This window comes from Sphingomonas sp., assembly GCF_017304635.1.
Taxonomy (GTDB): Bacteria; Pseudomonadota; Alphaproteobacteria; order Sphingomonadales; family Sphingomonadaceae; genus Sphingomonas.
Map to the genome: position 1 here is coordinate 61,585 of NZ_JAFKMA010000001.1, position 16,377 is coordinate 77,961.

Sequence of the window (16,377 nt, forward strand, 5' to 3'; positions counted from 1 at the left end):
GGTCTACCCCCGTCAAGTTTGTCAACTTTGCCGCCGTGGACGCCCGTTGCCGGGGCGGGGTGCGCTCCCTAATGAAGGGTGATGCTGACCGCGCTGGCCATCCGGGACGTCGTGTTGATCGAGGCGCTCGACCTCGAGTTTCGCGACGGCCTGGGCGTGCTGACCGGGGAGACCGGGGCGGGCAAGTCGATCCTGCTCGACGCGCTGGGGCTGGCGCTGGGCGCGCGTGCCGATAGCGGGCTGGTGCGTGCGGGCGCCGCGCAGGCGGTGGTCACGGCGAGCTTCGACGTCGCGCTCGAAGGCGGCCCGATCGCCTCGCTGCTGGCGCAGAACGGCCTCGACGTCGAGCCCGGCGAGCCGCTGATCGTGCGCCGCATCGTCAAGGCCGATGGCGGCAGCCGCGGGTTCGTCAACGACCAGCCCGCCTCGGCCGGGCTGCTGCGCGAACTCTCGCAGCATCTGGTCGAGGTGCATGGCCAGCACGACGATCGCGGCCTGCTGGCCCCGGCCGGGCATCGCGCGCTGCTCGATGCGTTCGGCCGGTGCAGCGCGGCGGCGACGGCGCGCGCCTATCGCGGCTGGCGCGAGGCGGAGGATGCGCTGGCGGTGGCGCGGGCCGAGATCGACGCCGCCGTCCGCGACCGCGATTGGCTCGAACATGCGGTCGGCGAACTCGACGCGTTCGCGCCGGAGCCGGGCGAGGAAGAAGCGCTGGCCGATCGCCGCCGCGTCATGCAGCGGTCGGAGAAGATCGCCGACGACCTCGCGGCGATCGACCAGTTCCTGGAAGGGTCGGACGGCGGATTGTCGCGGCTGCGCCAGGCGGCCCGCGTGCTCGAACGCGTCGCCGACGCGCATCCGACGCTGGCCGACGCGCTGGCCGCGATCGATCGCGCGGTGACCGAGGGCGCGGTGGCGGAGGATCGGCTGAAGGAAGCGCGCGACGCCCTGTGGTTCGATCCCGCCGCGCTGGAGGGCGACGAAGAACGGCTGTTCGATCTGCGCGCGCTCGCCCGCAAGCATCGCGTCCAGCCCGACGACCTCGCCGCGCTGGCCGACGACCTGCGTGGCCGGCTCGACCGACTTAATTCGGGCCAGGAGGGCGTCGGCGCGCTCGAATCGCAGGTCGCCATGCGCAAGGCCGAGTACGAACGGGCGGCGGATGCGCTGGCGGCGGAGCGGCAGGCGGCGGCGGGCCGCCTCGACACGGCGGTCGCGAGCGAGCTCGCCCCGCTCAAGCTCGACGCCGCGCGCTTCCGCACGGTGGTCGCGCCGCTCCCGCCCGAGCAATGGGGGCCCGGCGGCAAGGACCGGGTCGAGTTCGAGATCGCCACCAATCCGGGCGCGCCGTTCGCCGCGCTCGCCAGGATCGCGAGCGGCGGCGAACTGTCGCGCTTCATCCTCGCGCTGAAGGTTGCGCTGGCGGAGGAAGGCGGAGCGGCGACGATGGTGTTCGACGAGATCGACCGCGGCGTCGGCGGCGCGGTGGCGTCGGCGATCGGCGATCGGCTGGCGCGGCTGGCAGAGCGGACCCAGGTGCTGGTGGTGACGCATAGTCCGCAGGTCGCGGCACGTGGGAGCCGGCATTTCTTCATCGCCAAGTCGTCCGACGGCACCGTCACGCGCACCGGCGTCCACGCGCTCGACGAGGGCGAACGCCGCGAGGAGATCGCGCGGATGCTGTCGGGCGCGACGATCACCGACGAAGCCCGCGCGCAGGCCGGGCGGCTGCTCGAAGTCGCCTAGAAGGGCAGCTTCAACCGCACCATCGCGGCGGGGCCGCAGAAGCCGCCGACGCAATGCTGTTCCGCGTGGCTGTCGATCGTGCCGTTACCGACCTTCGCCGTCATCGGCGGCAGCGGCGTGCCGTTGGGCGGCGGGCCGATCGGGCGCAGGCGATAGCGTTCGCTGTCGCTCTTGCCGCACACGACGACGTCGTCGCTGTCGCCGTCCTTGGGCGGGCAGGACCGGACCAGCGTCGTCGATGGCGGCAGGAGCGGACCGATCGTCCGCGGCTTCGCCGGTGGATCGAGCACCACTTGCGCCACCATCAGCATCGCGACGAGCATATGCCATCTCCCCCGCCTATCAGGATCGCTGTCGCAGCCAAACGCAGCCAAAATGCGGCACGCATTCCCTCGCCGGGCGGCTCTGCTAAGCAGGCGCGATGACGACTCCGCTGCCCGCCGACGACATTGCCGCCGCCGCCGAACTCGAAACGCTGGCGGCCGAGATCGCGCGGCACAACCGGCTCTACCACATCGACGACGCGCCGGAGATTTCGGATGCCGATTACGACACGCTGGTACGTCGTAATGCCGCGATCGAGGCGGCGTTCCCGCACCTTGTCCGCACCGACTCGCCGAGTGCGAAGGTCGGCGCGGCGCCCGCCGGGCATCTGGCGAAGGTGGCGCATGCCCGGCCGATGTTCAGTCTCGACAACGCTTTCGACGACGATGAGGTTCGCGAGTTCCTCGGCCGGGTGCGGCGGTTCCTCGCGCTTCCCGAGGGCGCCGCGACCTTGCTGACCGCCGAGCCCAAGATCGACGGGCTGAGCTGCTCGTTGCGTTACGAGAAGGGCCGGCTGGTCCAGGCGCTGACGCGTGGCGACGGCCAGGTCGGCGAGGACGTCACCGTCAATGTCCGCACCATCGCCGACATTCCCGCCGTCCTGCCCGCCGGGGCGCCCGACGTGTTCGAGGCGCGCGGCGAGGTCTATATGGAGAAACAGGCGTTCGCGGCGCTCAACGCGCGCCTGCTCGCCGAGGCGGACGATCCCGAGAAAGCGCGCCAGTTCGCCAATCCGCGCAACGCCGCCGCCGGATCGCTGCGCCAGAAGGACGCGACCGTTACCGCGTCGCGCCCGCTGCGCTTCTTCGCCTGGGGATGGGGAGAGGCGAGCAGCGTGCCGGGCGATACGCAGAGCGCGGCGATCACGGCGATACGCGACTGGGGCTTTCCCGTAACGCGCCAGTTCCAGGCCGGCGGCGACCTCGACGCCGCGCTCGCCGCGTACAAGGCGATCGAGGCGGAGCGCGCCGACCTTCCGTTCGATATCGACGGCGTCGTGTACAAGGTCGACCGGCTCGACTGGCAGGCGCGGCTCGGCTTCGTCGGCCGCGCGCCGCGCTGGGGTCTCGCCCACAAATTCCCGGCAGAGCGCGCGCAGACGACGCTCAACGCGATCGAGATCCAGGTCGGGCGCACCGGCAAGCTGACCCCGGTCGCCAAGCTCGAACCGGTAACGGTCGGCGGCGTCGTCGTGCGCAACGCGACGCTGCACAATGCCGACGAGATCGCGCGGCTCGGCGTGCGGCCGGGGGACCGCGTCGTCCTGCAACGCGCCGGCGATGTCATCCCGCAGATCATCGAAAATCTGACCCGCGACGAATCGCGTGCTGCCTGGACCTTCCCCGACCATTGCCCGCAATGCGGCAGCGAGGCGGTGGCCGAGGAAGGCGAAGTCGACGTGCGCTGCACCGGCGGGCTGATCTGTCCGGCACAGCGGCTCGAGCGCTTGAAGCATTTCGTCTCGCGTGGCGCGCTCGACATCGACGGGTTCGGTGAGAAGACGCTGGTGGAGTTTCTCGATCTCGGCTGGATACGCGAGCCCGCCGACATCTTCCGGCTTGCCGCGCATCGCGACGAGCTGGTCGGGCGGGAGGGCTGGCAGGCGAAGTCGGTCGATGCATTGCTGGCGGCGATTGAGGCGCGGCGCCAGCCCGATGCGGCGCGACTGCTGTTCGGGCTCGGCATCCGTCACATCGGTTCGGTCACGGCGCGTGACCTGATGAAGATGTTCGTCGAGCTTCCCGCGCTTCGCGCCGCGGCCGAAGGCGTGCGCGCCGGCGATCCGGACGCGGCCGAACGCTTCGCGCTGATCGACGGCGTTGGTCCGGCCGTGGTCGAGGCGCTGGGCGATTTCTTCCACGAACCGCACAATCAGCAGGTGTGGGACGACCTGCTCGCCGAAGTGGCGCCGCCGCCGTTCGTCGTCGCGACTCGCGAGTCGCGAGTAAGCGGGATGACGATCGTGTTCACCGGCAGCCTGGAGACGCTGAGCCGCGACGAAGCCAAGGCACAGGCCGAAGCGCTGGGCGCGCGAGTCGCCGGATCGGTGTCGGCAAAGACCGGGCTTGTTGTGGCCGGACCGGGCGCCGGATCGAAGCTGAAAAAGGCCGCAGAGCTGGGGATCGAGGTGATCGACGAGGCGGGATGGGGAGCGATCGTCGCGGCGGCTAACTGACTTTGCGGTGATGCTTTTCTGCAACGCAGCATAACGATTTCCCGGCTGTCCACAGCCTGACCTTGCACTGTCATCGAACCGACATATTCTGCGTTCATGGGGCCGAGCAGCGGTGAGAACACCGGGCTTGGGCGGTCAGCGCCTTTAAGGGGAAACCATGCGACATCATCTGTTTATCGGTGCGGCCATGGCCGCGCTCGTCATGCCTGCCGCGGCCTACGCGCAGGAAACCACTGCCACCATTCGCGGCACGGTGACCGCCAACGGCACACCCGTCGCTGACGCTCAGGTCGTCGTCACCGACGTCGCCTCGGGCACCAAGCTGCAGACCAAGAGCGACGGCGCCGGCGCGTTCACCGCAGCCGGTCTGCGTGCCGGCGGTCCCTACTCGGTCGAAGTGACCAGCGCCTCGGGCAGCACCACCGTCACCGACATCTACACCGTCGTCGGTCAGCCGTACGAGTTGCCGGTCGATCTGACCGCTCAGGCGGCGCAGGGCGGTACCACGAACGACATCGTCGTTACGGCTTCACGGGTCCGCGGCGCCGGCGTGATCGGCAGCGGCCCGGCCACCGTGCTGACTGCGCAGGACATTTCGAAGGTCGCCTCGGTCAACCGCGACATTCGCGACCTAATGCGCCGCGATCCGTTCGCGACGCTCGACACGTCGCAGTCGACCGGCCGCCAAGTGACCTTCGCGGGTACCAACCCCCGCTTCAATCGCTTCACGGTGGACGGCGTGCCGATCACCGACAGCTTCGGTCTCAATCCTGACGCGCTCCCGTCGCGCCGTGGCCCGGTACCGCTCGATTCGATCGGCGAGTTCCAGACCAAGGTCGCGCCGTACGACATTCGCGAGGGCTTCTTCCAGGGTGGCGTCATCAACGCCGTGCTGCGTTCGGGCACCAATTCGTTTCAGGGTACGGGCTTCTACAGCATTAACACCGACGGTCTGACCGGCGAGCATCTGAAGCCCTATGTCACCAACACCACCGGCTATGCGCCGCAGCCCAAGTTCAGCAGCAAGGATTACGGCGTCGAACTGTCGGGCCCGATCATCAAGGACAAGCTGTTCTTCATGATCGCGGCGGAGCGTGTCCGTGCGACCAATCCGTTCAACGTCGCCGCCAACTCGCTGACTCAGGCGCAATACGACCAGATCACCAGCATCGCCAAGACCAAGTATGGCGTCGATGCCGGTGGCAAGCTGACCAGCCAGGGCGACAAGGACGACCGTATCGTCGGTCGTATCGACGCCAACATCGCGACGGGCCAGCGCCTGTCGCTGACCGGCATCTACACCAAGGACGCGATCAACGTCCTGGGCTTCAACAGCGCCACGTCACAGTCGACGCTGTCTAACGACTACGTCAAGCCGAACCGCCTCTGGGCGGGCGTCGCGACGCTGAACTCGACCTGGTCACCGGTACTTTCGACCGAAACCCGCGTCATGTACAAGGATTACAAGAGCGGTCAGAACCCGATCCTGGCGAAGACCGCGTTAGCGCTGGTCTGCAGCGACGCGGGCACTTCAGCGGCGATCACCGTCGGCACCGCCACGCAGTGTTCGTCGAACGTGACGTCGCTGGGCATCGGGCCGCTCGGCTCGGCGCAGACGAACGTGCTGCAAACCAAGACGTTCGACGTGCAGGAACTGATGCGCTTCTCGTTCGGCGACCATAACGTCCGGGCTCTGTACGATTACCAGCACGTGTCGAACTACAACCTGTTCATCGGGCAGACGGCGCAGCCGGCCGGTATTTCGTCGGGCGCGTATGGTGCGTACTATTTCGACTCGATCGCCGCGTTCCAGGCGGGCACCGCGCAAGCGTTTGGTTACGCCAACGCTACGACGGGTAACCCCAACGATGCCGCTGCGCGCTTCAGCTATGCCACCCACACGTTCGGCCTGCAGGACGACTGGCGCGTCAACTCGTCGCTGACGGTGACGGCTGGCGTCCGCTACGACCTGTTCGGCGGTCACGACCGGCCGCTGGTCAACGCGGCGTTCGTGGCGCGCGAGGGCTTCAACAACAACGCCTTCGTGAGCGGGCGTGGCCTGTTCCAGCCGCGCGTCGGGTTCGACTGGAAGGCGACGTCGCGCCTCAACATCCACGGCGGCGTCGGCATCTTCGGCGGTGGTACGCCGGACGTCTACATCGGCAACAGCTTCTCCTCGAGCGGTGTTCAGCCGGTGCTGTATTCGACCACGACCAATGCGGCATTCCTCAACAACGTCAGCCTGACGTCGGTGCCGGCCGGCGCTACCGCGGCGCTGAATGGTCTGCAGAACTCGCCGGTCGCGGCACTCGACCCGAACTTCAAAATCGCGTCGCAGTATCGCGGTTCGCTGTCGGCCACGTACGACTTCGATCTCGGGCCGCTCGGCGATCGCTGGCAGCTTGGCGCCAGCGTGCTGGCATCGAAGGTTCGCCAGGGGCTGCTGTATCGCGATGGTCGTGCGCGCCCGCTGACCAATTCGGACGGCAGCAATTCGCTGACCCCGGACGGCCGTCAGCGTTACTACGACATCACACCGACCAGCCAAGGCGGTCCGTCGGGTAACGCCGACACGATCCTGGGTAATACCACGCGCGGTCATGGCTATATCGGCGTCGTCAGCCTGCGGAAGAAGTGGGACTTCGGTCTCGGCCTGTTCGGCAGCTTCACTTATCAGGACGTGAAGGATCAGGCGGCGGTTACGTCGTCGATTGCATCGTCGAACTATGGCAACACGGCCTATTTCGACGCCAATGGCGGGGCTTTCGGTCACTCGAACGACGAGGTTCGGTACTCGTTCAAGTACAGCATCGACTTCGATCATGCATTCTTCGGCGACTACAAGACTCGCATCCAGCTGTTCGGCGAAACCCGCATTGGTTCACCGTACAGCTACACGATGCAGGACGCCGCGACGGTCAATGGTCGCAGTGCCGTGTTCGGGACGGCTGGCAACACAAGCCGCTTCCTGTTCTATGTGCCGACCGGTATCAACGATCCCAAGGTCACGTACTCGGATATCGATTCATCCGGGAATAGCGCGACTGCCACGCGGATCGATCAGATCATCAACTCCACTGGTCTAAGTAAGTATCGCGGTATGATCGCGCCGCGCAACGCGTTCAACTCGAAGTGGTTTACGAAGCTTGACCTTCACGTCGAGCAGGAAATCCCGACCTTTATCGGCAAGTCGCGGATTTCGCTGTTCGCCGACATCGAGAATCTGCCCAACCTCATCAACCACAATTGGGGTGAGCAGCTGCGTAACTTTTTCCCGTTCACGGATGTCGTGACGCGAGTCGCTTGTCAGACGGTCGGCAGCAATCCGTGCGGCAAATACGTCTATTCGTCGCCGAGCAGTGACACGTTCCTGGCCGATCAGCTGATTACCGTAAACGGCTCGTCGCTCTACTCGATCCGGGTCGGCGCACGCGTTTCGTTCTGATCGCGCCGTCACCGGGCCAAGAAAAAGGCCGCCATCTTCCGGGATGGCGGCCTTTTTTGTTAGCTAGAATCGCAGCGTCGCGTCGGCGTGGAACGTGCGTTGCGTGAACGGATGGAACAGGAAGTAGCGGTCGTTGGTGAGGTTATCGACACCCAGGCCTAGCGTGTACGCCCTGGTCACCGCGAACTGCGCGCGCAGGTCGGCGACCAGGTAGCGATAGAAGCCCTGATAGGTGTTGCCGATCGTGTCGCTGTTATCGAGCGTGCCGTAGATGCGTCTGGCGTAGCGCGCCGCGGCGGTCAGCGACACGCGGTCGATCGGGCGCCAGGTCGCCACGGCCGTCGCCTTCCAGCGCGGTACGCCGGGGATCGCCTTGCCGATGGCGGCGGGCAAGGCGGGGTCGGCGCGGGTGGTCGCGTCGGCATAGGTGACGCTGCCGGCCAGATCGACGCGCGGGATCACGTCGCGGCGGTCGATCGCGGCCTCGACACCGCGTGCACGCGTCCGATCGACGTTCTGGACGAAGGTCGCGATCGTAGCGGTGCCGTTGAGTGGACCGCTTTGCGACACCAACGCATCGCCGACGATCTCGTTGAACAGCGACAGACGCAGCGTCCCCTTGGCGCCGGCATGCTCGATCGCGAGTTCCTCCGACCGGGCATGTTCGGGGCGAAGAGTGGGGTTCGGCACGGCCGCGACCGGCGTCGTCACGACCTGGTAGAGTTCCCCGACCGTCGGAAAGCGCCACGCCTCACCGTAGGACAGACGCAACGTCAGCCCAGGAGCGGCACTCCAAGCCAGCGTCGCCTTGGGCGAGAGGCGGGCGGCGGACCGCTCGGGCTGCTGCGCCGCGATCGCTGGTGAGGCGGAGAAATTGACCCCGCCATAGGCGCGCCACCATTCCTGCCGCGCGCCGATCGTCAGCGTCAGCGGCGGGGCGATCGTCCAGGCGTCCTGCGCCCAGAGCGCGGCGGTGCCGGTGCGACCGAGCGATTGGAGCGTCAGCGCGCCCTCGCTCCCGCTCCGCCAGCCGCTCGTCGCATAACGATTGCTCGCCAATACGAAGCGGTCACCGTGCAGCCCGCCGCTCAGCACGTGCCCGCCGCCGGCGCGCCATGCGGCCTTGGCGTCGAGCGTCGTCCAGCCGGTGCCGTCGAGCCGCGTGATCGTGCCGGCGCCGCCGCCAAGCGCCGTGGGCAGCGCGGTGGTCGGGCTGCGTTGCGTATCGCGATCGAAGCGATAGCTGGTTGCGATCACCTGCCAGTCGACGGCGCGGCTATCGCCGGCCAGAGAAAGCGCGTGCGACCAATGCCGCTGGTCGGTCGTGTAAACGCCACCCGAAAAGGCGCTGGCTGCGATCGTGTATGGGCGCCCCTCGATATTGACCGACCCGGCATAGACTGGACCGCTCGCGCCGGTCAGGTAGGACGTCGCACTCGCATCGGTGCGGTTGAAGAACAGCGCGCCGGTATAGCTCAACCGCATGCTGGGCGTGAGGTCGAGGCCGAGGCGAAGCTTCGCGCGCTGCTGCCGCTGATCCTCGATCCCGCTTTCGCCGAACACGCGGATCGCCGCGCCGGTGCGGTTGAGGTCGGGCACCGCGCCGGTCACCGGCGTGCCGATGCTACCGGTCGCGGCGGGGACCAATGCAGTGACATAGGTCAGCGGCTGGCTGCGGCTGTGGACGTTGTCGTAGCTCGCGAAGATCGCGAGCGGTCCGAACCGGTCGCCGATCGTCGCGCCGAACTGGTAGGCGGGATAGGTCGCGTGCCCGGCATATTGGTCGTACGTCTGGACGCTGGTGCCGGCGGTGACGCTGCCCTCCAGGTGATCGGGCAGGCGCGTAGTGATGTTGACCACCGCGCCGATCGAATTGCCCGGATAGGCCGCCGCGAACGGGCCGTAGAGCACGTCGATCCGCTCGATTTCCTGCGGGCTGACCAGGCTCCAGCGGGGCGATGCGCTGGTATTGTTGTTGCCGATCAGCGCGGAGAGCAGCGCGCCGTCGGCGTAGATCAGGTTACGCGCGCTGGCGCCGAGCCCCGACGTGCGTGTCGCCAGCGGCGCTTGGGTGTCGCCGATGTGGCGTTTGCGCACGATCAGGCTGGGCAGATACTTGACCGTATCCTCGACGTTCATCGCGTTGACCTGGCGCGCGATCGTCTCGGCATCGGTCGAGGCGGTGGTCGCGGGCCCCTTGGCGGTGTCGCGCTGGCGCTGGTGCGTGATGACGATGTCGGCTCGCTGGTCGTCGTCGGATTCGGCCCAGGCGGGCATGGCGGAAGTGCTCGCCAGAACGACGAGCGAGGCGCGCCACAGCGCCCCGGTGGAAATAGTCACGATGTAAAACCCCTTGCAGAAACGCGATGCGCCGCCCAGTCTCGAGCGGCGGCGGTTCAGGCGAGGGCAGGCGGTCCGGTCGCGGGAGGCGGCGGCGCGGCGAGCCCGCGCCCCGGGAGCATGGCCAACGTGGCGGCCAGCGCCGGCGCGGTATCGCGGCGGAGCGGGATGGCGATCGCGAGCGGCGGCGCCATGTCGAGCGCGGCGATCCCGGCGAAGGCGCAGGGGTGGTCAGCGCGACTGCCGTGATCCTGCTTGTGGTGATTGCCGTCATGGTGGCCCGCCATCGGCATGGCCATCGGCTGGCCCGATGTCGTCGGCGCGGGCATGGCGCCATCGCATGGCATCAGCGCGATGCCGCCGTTCGCGGCGGCCATCGTCATATACCCCTGCGGCGTCAGCGCGCGCACCGACAGCGCCGCGATCAGCAGCACCAGCCAGACATATCGGCGCAGGGACCAGGCGGCAGCCATCGCGCGCTCCTATACGAGGGGATGGTTAATAAGCCATCGCTTTCGCCCGCTTTGCGCCCACGCGTGCCGCGGTGTAGGGAAGCGCCGCTGATGGCCACGCTACCCGCCTCCGACCTGCCGCCGCCCGCGCCGCCGCGCGGAGCCTGGCCCCCGGCGATCCTGTCGCAGCCGTTCTTCGAGAATAAGGGCCGCGCGTTCTGGCGGCTGCAGGCGATCGGCTGGTCGGGCTATCTCGTGCTGCGCTCGGTCTCGGCGATCTCGAACAATTTGCCGACCTCGGCGCTGGTCACCAACATCATCGAGGCGATCATCGGCTATTGCGTGACAGCGTTGCTGTCGACGCTCTACGGCTATTACCGCCGCCTGCCGCGGTTGAGCGAGGTGCTGCTGACGCTACTGACGCTCGGGGCGGCCACGCTCATCATCGCGACGCTCAACGCGTTCGCGTTCAGCCTGGTCAACCGGTTCGACAATCCCGGCCTGACGCTGCAACTCGTGCTGGGACAGCTGTTCCTGACGATGACGGTGCTCGCCGGGTGGACCGCGCTCTACTTCGGGATCAATTTCTACCTGATCGTCGAGGAGCAGTCGCACCAGCTCGAGCGATTGGAGACGCAGGCGTCGTCGGCCCAGCTGGCGATGCTGCGCTACCAGCTCAACCCGCATTTCCTGTTCAACACGCTCAACTCGATCTCGACCTTGGTGCTGCTGAAGGAGACCGAGCGCGCCAATGCGATGCTGTCGCGGCTTGCCGATTTCCTGCGCTTCACCCTCGTCTATGAGCCGACCGCGCTCGTCACCGTCGCGCAGGAAGTGCAGACGCTGAAACTCTATCTCGAGATCGAGAAGATGCGCTTCGAAAAGCGGCTGCGCCCGGTGTTCGAGATCGACCCGCGCGCCGAACGCGCCCGGCTGCCCTCGCTGTTGCTGCAACCTTTGGTCGAAAACGCGATCAAATATGCGGTGACGCCGAGCGAGGAGGGGGCGGAGATCGCGGTTTCCGCACGGCTCGTCGGCGAACGCGTGCGGATCGCGGTTTCGGACACCGGTCCTGGCTTGATCGAGAACAAGTTGGGGCCGAGTCTTTCAACCGGCGTTGGGCTCGCCAATATAAGGGACCGGTTGGTGCAGGCGTACGGGCCTGACCACCGGTTCGACGCTCGGTCTCTGCCAGGGGGCGGCTATGCTGTGGAGATCGAGATCCCGTACCAGTTGGACGATCCGAATAGAGAGGCCGCATGACTATCCGAACCATCCTGGTGGATGATGAAACCCTGGCGATCCAGGGACTTGAACTTCGCCTGAAGGCGCATCCCGACGTCGAGATCATCGACCGCTGCTCGAATGGGCGGGAGGCGATCCGCAGCATCAAGACGAACAAGCCCGACCTCGTCTTTCTCGATATCCAGATGCCAGGCTTCGACGGCTTCTCGGTGGTGCAGGGCCTGATGGAGGTCGAGCCGCCGCTGTTCGTGTTCGTGACGGCCTATTCGGAACATGCCCTGCGCGCGTTCGAGGCGCAGGCGGTCGATTACCTGGTCAAGCCGGTCGAGGAATCGCGGCTGGCCGACACGCTCGAGCGCGTCCGCCAGCGGCTGACCGAGAAGCGCGGCGCCGAGGAAGTCGAGAAGTACAAGGAAGCGCTGGCCGAGGTGTCGCCCGAGGCGGCGGGCGAGATCGCCGATGCCGGCGGCGGCGACGGCCATTCGTCGAACCGCTTCGAAAAGCTCATCAACATCAAGGATCGCGGCAAGATCTTCCGCGTCGACGTCGATTCGATCGAAGTGGTCGAGGCGGCGGGCGATTACATGTGCATCAAGACCGGCGACAACACGCTGATCCTGCGCCAGACGATGAAGGACCTCGAAAAGCGGCTCGACCCGCGCCGGTTCCAGCGCGTGCATCGCTCGACCATCGTCAACCTCGACCTGGTCCGCGAGGTGAAGCCGCACACCAACGGCGAATGCTTCCTGGTGCTCGATTCGGGCGGGCAGGTGAAGGTCAGCCGCAGCTATCGGGACGTGGTCGCGCGGTTCGTGCATTGACCTTGTTCCCCTCCCGCTTGCGGGAGGGGTAAGGGGTGGGCATACGCTCACCATGATCGACAACGCTTGAGAGGGGGCGGGTGCCCACCCCCGACCCCTCCCGCAAGCGGGAGGGGAGAGCAATGCCGACGCCTTACGAAACCTTCGCCACGCTGCACGTCCCCGGCGACCCGCTCATCATCTATAATTGCTGGGATCCCGGCAGCGCCGTCGCGATCGCGCGGGCGGGGGCGAAGGCGATCGCGACCGGCAGCTACGGCGTCGCGGAGTCGCTCGGCTTCTGCGACGGCGAGAAGGCGCCGCTGCCCCATGTGCTCGACAATGCGCGGCGGATCATGAGTGTCGTCGACCTGCCCGTGTCGATCGATTTCGAGGGCGGCTATGCCGTCGATCCGGCGGGTGTCGCCGCCAATCTCGGCAAGCTCGCCGCGACGGGCGCGGTCGGGTGCAACTTCGAGGATTCGGTGATCGGCGGGGAGGGCGTACATCCGCTCGATGTCCAGGTCGCGCGGATCGCGGCGGCGCGGTGCGGGGCGGGAGAAGCCTTCTACATCAATGCGCGCTGCGACCTGTACCTGCGGACGCCGCCGGAGCGCCACGATGCGAGCCTGCTCGACACCGTGGTCGATCGCGCGCAGGCCTATCTCGCGGCGGGCGGCAGCGGCATCTTCGTGCCCGGCCTGCGCGATATCGCGACGATCGCGGCGATCGTGCGGCGCACCGACGCCAAGCTCAACGTCATCCCCGCACCGGGCGCCCCGACCCGCCCGCTGGCGGACGCCGGCGTCGCGCGCGTCAGCTACGGTCACGGCCCATGGGCCGCGACGATGCACTGGCTCGAGGATCAGGCGCGAGGGGCGATCGACTGGCGCTAACCCGCCAAACTTGACAAACTTGACGAGGGTACGGCCTGAACATTCCGCCGCCCCGGCCGTCGAAAGATGATCCGGTTCAGGCACTTCGTCGCTGCTGGCAGCGAAATTCCAACATCGCCAGCCAAACGCGCCGCATCTATTCGACCGGCCGCTTGTCCTCCTCGGTCACGCCGAGATCGGTCGCGGTGAACAAGGCATGGAGCGTGATGCCGCGTTCGGCCAGCGTCGCGTCGGCGCCCTGTTCGCGGTCGAGGATGACGATCGCGTCGGTCATCACCGCGCCGGCCGCCGCGATCTGGTCGGCCGCCTTCAGGATCGACCCGCCGCTGGTCGCGACATCGTCGATCAGGACCACGTGCTTGCCCGCCAGCGTCTCGCCGCCGGCATCGTCGAGCCCCTCGACCATCAGCGAGGTGCCGTGCGCCTTCGCCGCCTTGCGCACGAACACCGCGCCGATCGGCCGGCCCGCGTCCCAGCTCGCCGCCGCGATCCCGCCGAGCAGCGGCACCGCGCCCATCTCCAGCCCGGCGACGTAATCCGCCGTCAGACCGTCCAGCACGCCGAGCAGCCCGCGCGCGCATTGCGCCGCGCCCTCGGGCGTCATCATCGTCGCCTTCATGTTGAAATAGACGCGGCTGCGCTTGCCCGACACGAGCAGGAAATCACCGCGCTTCAACGTGCGCGTCGCAAGCAAACGCCGCAGCGCCTCGCGGTCGTAGGTCGGTTTCGTCATCGGCGCTCCATCGGCGATCCCTTGGCGGGCGTCAACGCGATCCGCCGATCAGGCCGGGTTGAAGCGACTCAGGAATTTGGCGACTTCCTGCATCAACTGGACGCGGTCCGCCTCTCGCAACAAGTGATGCGTGTTGAGGGGCTGTTCGACGTAGAAGAAGTCCTTTCCCTCGACCTTGCCGACCTTTTTCAAACGCGCAACGAGGTCACGCGCTTGCGACGGCGGCACCCGGGTATCCTTGCCACCCTGTACGATAAGGATCGGAATAGTATATTTTTCCGGATGAAGTCCGGGCGACGCCTCGATCAGGTCGTTGCTCGCCGACCCCAGAAACGCCTTCGCGCCGTAGCGGCCCAGATAATTCTTGTCATACCGCACCATCGCCGGAAGGTCGTGGACCCCCGCACCGGCGATCGCGCAACGGTATTTGTCGCCATCGCGTTCCGCCGCTCGCGACGCCGCATAGCCACCATAGGACCAGCCGAAAATGCAAACGCGCTTCGGGTCGACGATACCTTGTTGCGCCAGCCAGGGAATGGCGTCGTTCAGGTCGTCCTGCATCCGATAGCCCCACGAATGCTCGGATGCTTTCTCCCAGTCGCTGCCATAGCCGGTAGAACCGCGATAATTGGGTTGGATCACGACATAGCCCATCTCGGCGAGAGATTGCGCCCAGCCATAGACGTCCCAATCAGCCTCGTCCCTCGCCCACGGGCCACCGTGCGGCAGGACGATCAATGGTAGCTTCTTCTCACCGGTTCGATGCCGCGGCATCGTCAATATCGCTTCGATCTGCTTGCCGTCCGACGCCGGATAGCGAACGACCGATACCGGATTGAGCACCGCGTCCTTCAACGTATCGTTGGCGTAGGTCATTCGGCCGATGCTGCCCGAAACGGTATCGAACAGATACCACGACTCGGCTTGACCGAGCCGGGCGACACGGAACAAGATCATCTCGCGCTTCGCATCGGTCGTCGCGATCATGACATTGCCTTGCCCGAAGCTCTTTTCGAGTACGGCCTGGATCTCCTTGAGGCGAGGGTCGAAATAGGCCCAATGCTCTCGGTCCGACGTGTAACGCACGCCGAGCAACCCGGCGCGATCGAACGTCGTTGCCGCGCCGTCTTCGTCGATGTCGTAACCCGGTACGCCGAACACCTTCTTGCCGAGCTTCATCGTCGCGAGATCGTAGTCGTATAGCGCGCGAAAGCCGTCCTGACGCGAGATCACATAGGCTTTCTTGCCGCCGGCAAGAAAAATGTCGGGCACGGCGACGCCAGCATAGCGATCAGGTACGCCGTCGAATATCAGCTTGAGCGGCTGATCGGCACCACCCCGATAGTAAAGCTTTACGCGACCGGTCTCGCGATCGCTGGACGTTCCGATACGAACCACGCCATCGGCATCCGCCGTCCATGACTGAACCGATGGGTTCTGCTTCATGGCGACGCTGTATTTTCCCGTATCGAGATCGACATCGATGACTTCGGGATTGTTTATCAGTTCCGTGCTGAAGTCCATTTCGCCGGAAAAATCGTAGGGTCGCCGCTCGAGCAAGATGTGGGGGCGCCCGGATCGTGACGACCAAAGCTCGCGGGTCTGTCCGACGCCAAGGTCGGTGCCTAACCCGGTCGTGACCTTTGTTGCGCGGTTATAGCCTATATAGCGATAGTTATCGAACCAGCCGCCGCCGATATTATCCCGAGCCGTATATACGATCACAAGGTGATCGGAATCCACCCAGTGATAGCCATATAATTGGCGATCGTCTTGCTTGTCGGACGCTGCTTCGTTCGACCGCGCGATGAACTGAATCTTGCCGTCCTCCGGATGTACGGGAACGATGGCAAGCAGTTGTTCGCCGTTGGCGCGGATACGGGTCGCCAGCCACTTGCCGTCGGGGCTCATCCGCGGCTGGCTGATCAATGGGAAGCGAGCGAAAGTGTCAATCGGTATGGTCTTGTCGGCCCATTCTGTTGTCGGGGGCGTGACCTGTGCCTGTGAAGCGGGTCCCACGACCAACGCCGCAGCCGAGCCCGCCAAGTAAAAGCCGGCCATCAGCTTGGCCCGAAAAGTCCGAGTCATCGTTGCCCCATTAGTAGAAACCGGGTGGATCGATTCAGCATAGGCGGCTCATCGGGCAAAGCACAGCCCGCTTATATACTTGATATACGGGACCGGTGCCGAAAGTGCCGTTTGCCGTTGGGATGACGGGTC

The 16,377-nt window shown here is 66.3% G+C and carries 11 protein-coding genes; 6 read left to right on the forward strand and 5 right to left on the reverse strand.

Annotation, left to right across the window (positions count from 1 at the left end; genetic code table 11):
* Positions 1 to 81: 81 nt before the first annotated feature.
* Positions 82 to 1,746 (forward strand): DNA repair protein RecN, encoded by a 1,665-nt coding sequence (gene recN / locus J0I47_RS00300; RefSeq protein ID WP_294044445.1) that lies wholly within the window; start codon positions 82 to 84, stop codon positions 1,744 to 1,746.
* On the opposite strand, the gene J0I47_RS00305 is transcribed toward recN, so the two are convergent.
* Entirely contained in the window at positions 1,743 to 2,069 is a 327-nt protein-coding gene (locus J0I47_RS00305) for a hypothetical protein (protein ID WP_294044446.1), read from the reverse strand. The genes recN and J0I47_RS00305 overlap by 4 nt on opposite strands.
* A gap of 98 nt (positions 2,070 to 2,167) precedes the next feature.
* On the opposite strand from J0I47_RS00305, the gene ligA reads away from it, so the two are divergent.
* Positions 2,168 to 4,246, forward strand: coding sequence for an NAD-dependent DNA ligase LigA (gene ligA, locus J0I47_RS00310; RefSeq protein WP_294044447.1), 2,079 nt, complete (start codon positions 2,168 to 2,170; stop codon positions 4,244 to 4,246).
* 187 nt (positions 4,247 to 4,433) lie between these two features.
* Positions 4,434 to 7,691 (forward strand): carboxypeptidase regulatory-like domain-containing protein, encoded by a 3,258-nt coding sequence (locus J0I47_RS00315; RefSeq protein ID WP_294044448.1) that lies wholly within the window; start codon positions 4,434 to 4,436, stop codon positions 7,689 to 7,691.
* Between the two features lie 63 nt (positions 7,692 to 7,754).
* Here J0I47_RS00315 and J0I47_RS00320 read toward each other — a convergent pair whose 3' ends face one another.
* Positions 7,755 to 10,031, reverse strand: coding sequence for a TonB-dependent receptor (locus J0I47_RS00320; RefSeq protein WP_294044449.1), 2,277 nt, complete (start codon positions 10,029 to 10,031; stop codon positions 7,755 to 7,757).
* A gap of 56 nt (positions 10,032 to 10,087) precedes the next feature.
* Positions 10,088 to 10,504 (reverse strand): hypothetical protein, encoded by a 417-nt coding sequence (locus J0I47_RS00325; protein ID WP_294044450.1) that lies wholly within the window; start codon positions 10,502 to 10,504, stop codon positions 10,088 to 10,090.
* 90 nt (positions 10,505 to 10,594) lie between these two features.
* Between J0I47_RS00325 and J0I47_RS00330 the strand changes: the two genes are divergently transcribed.
* The 3 genes from J0I47_RS00330 (at position 10,595) to J0I47_RS00340 (ending at position 13,424) form a co-directional block, all read left to right on the forward strand.
* The gene (locus J0I47_RS00330; protein WP_294044451.1) at positions 10,595 to 11,746 is read left to right on the forward strand and encodes a histidine kinase; all 1,152 of its coding nucleotides are present in this window, start codon (positions 10,595 to 10,597) and stop codon (positions 11,744 to 11,746) included.
* A complete protein-coding gene (locus J0I47_RS00335) occupies positions 11,743 to 12,549 on the forward strand; it encodes a LytTR family DNA-binding domain-containing protein (RefSeq protein ID WP_294044452.1) in 807 nt (268 codons plus the stop codon). Before J0I47_RS00330 ends, J0I47_RS00335 begins: the two co-directional genes overlap by 4 nt.
* A 122-nt stretch (positions 12,550 to 12,671) precedes the next feature.
* Complete coding sequence (locus J0I47_RS00340; protein ID WP_294044453.1) at positions 12,672 to 13,424, forward strand: isocitrate lyase/phosphoenolpyruvate mutase family protein; 753 nt, start codon at positions 12,672 to 12,674, stop codon at positions 13,422 to 13,424.
* 136 nt (positions 13,425 to 13,560) lie between these two features.
* Here J0I47_RS00340 and pyrE read toward each other — a convergent pair whose 3' ends face one another.
* Together pyrE and J0I47_RS00350 are read right to left on the reverse strand one after the other, a co-directional pair.
* Positions 13,561 to 14,157: an orotate phosphoribosyltransferase gene (gene pyrE / locus J0I47_RS00345; protein ID WP_294044454.1), complete on the reverse strand. Its 597-nt coding sequence runs from the start codon at positions 14,155 to 14,157 to the stop codon at positions 13,561 to 13,563.
* A 48-nt stretch (positions 14,158 to 14,205) separates the two neighbouring features.
* A complete protein-coding gene (locus tag J0I47_RS00350) occupies positions 14,206 to 16,245 on the reverse strand; it encodes a prolyl oligopeptidase family serine peptidase (RefSeq protein ID WP_294044455.1) in 2,040 nt (679 codons plus the stop codon).
* Between the last annotated feature and the right edge of the window lie 132 nt (positions 16,246 to 16,377).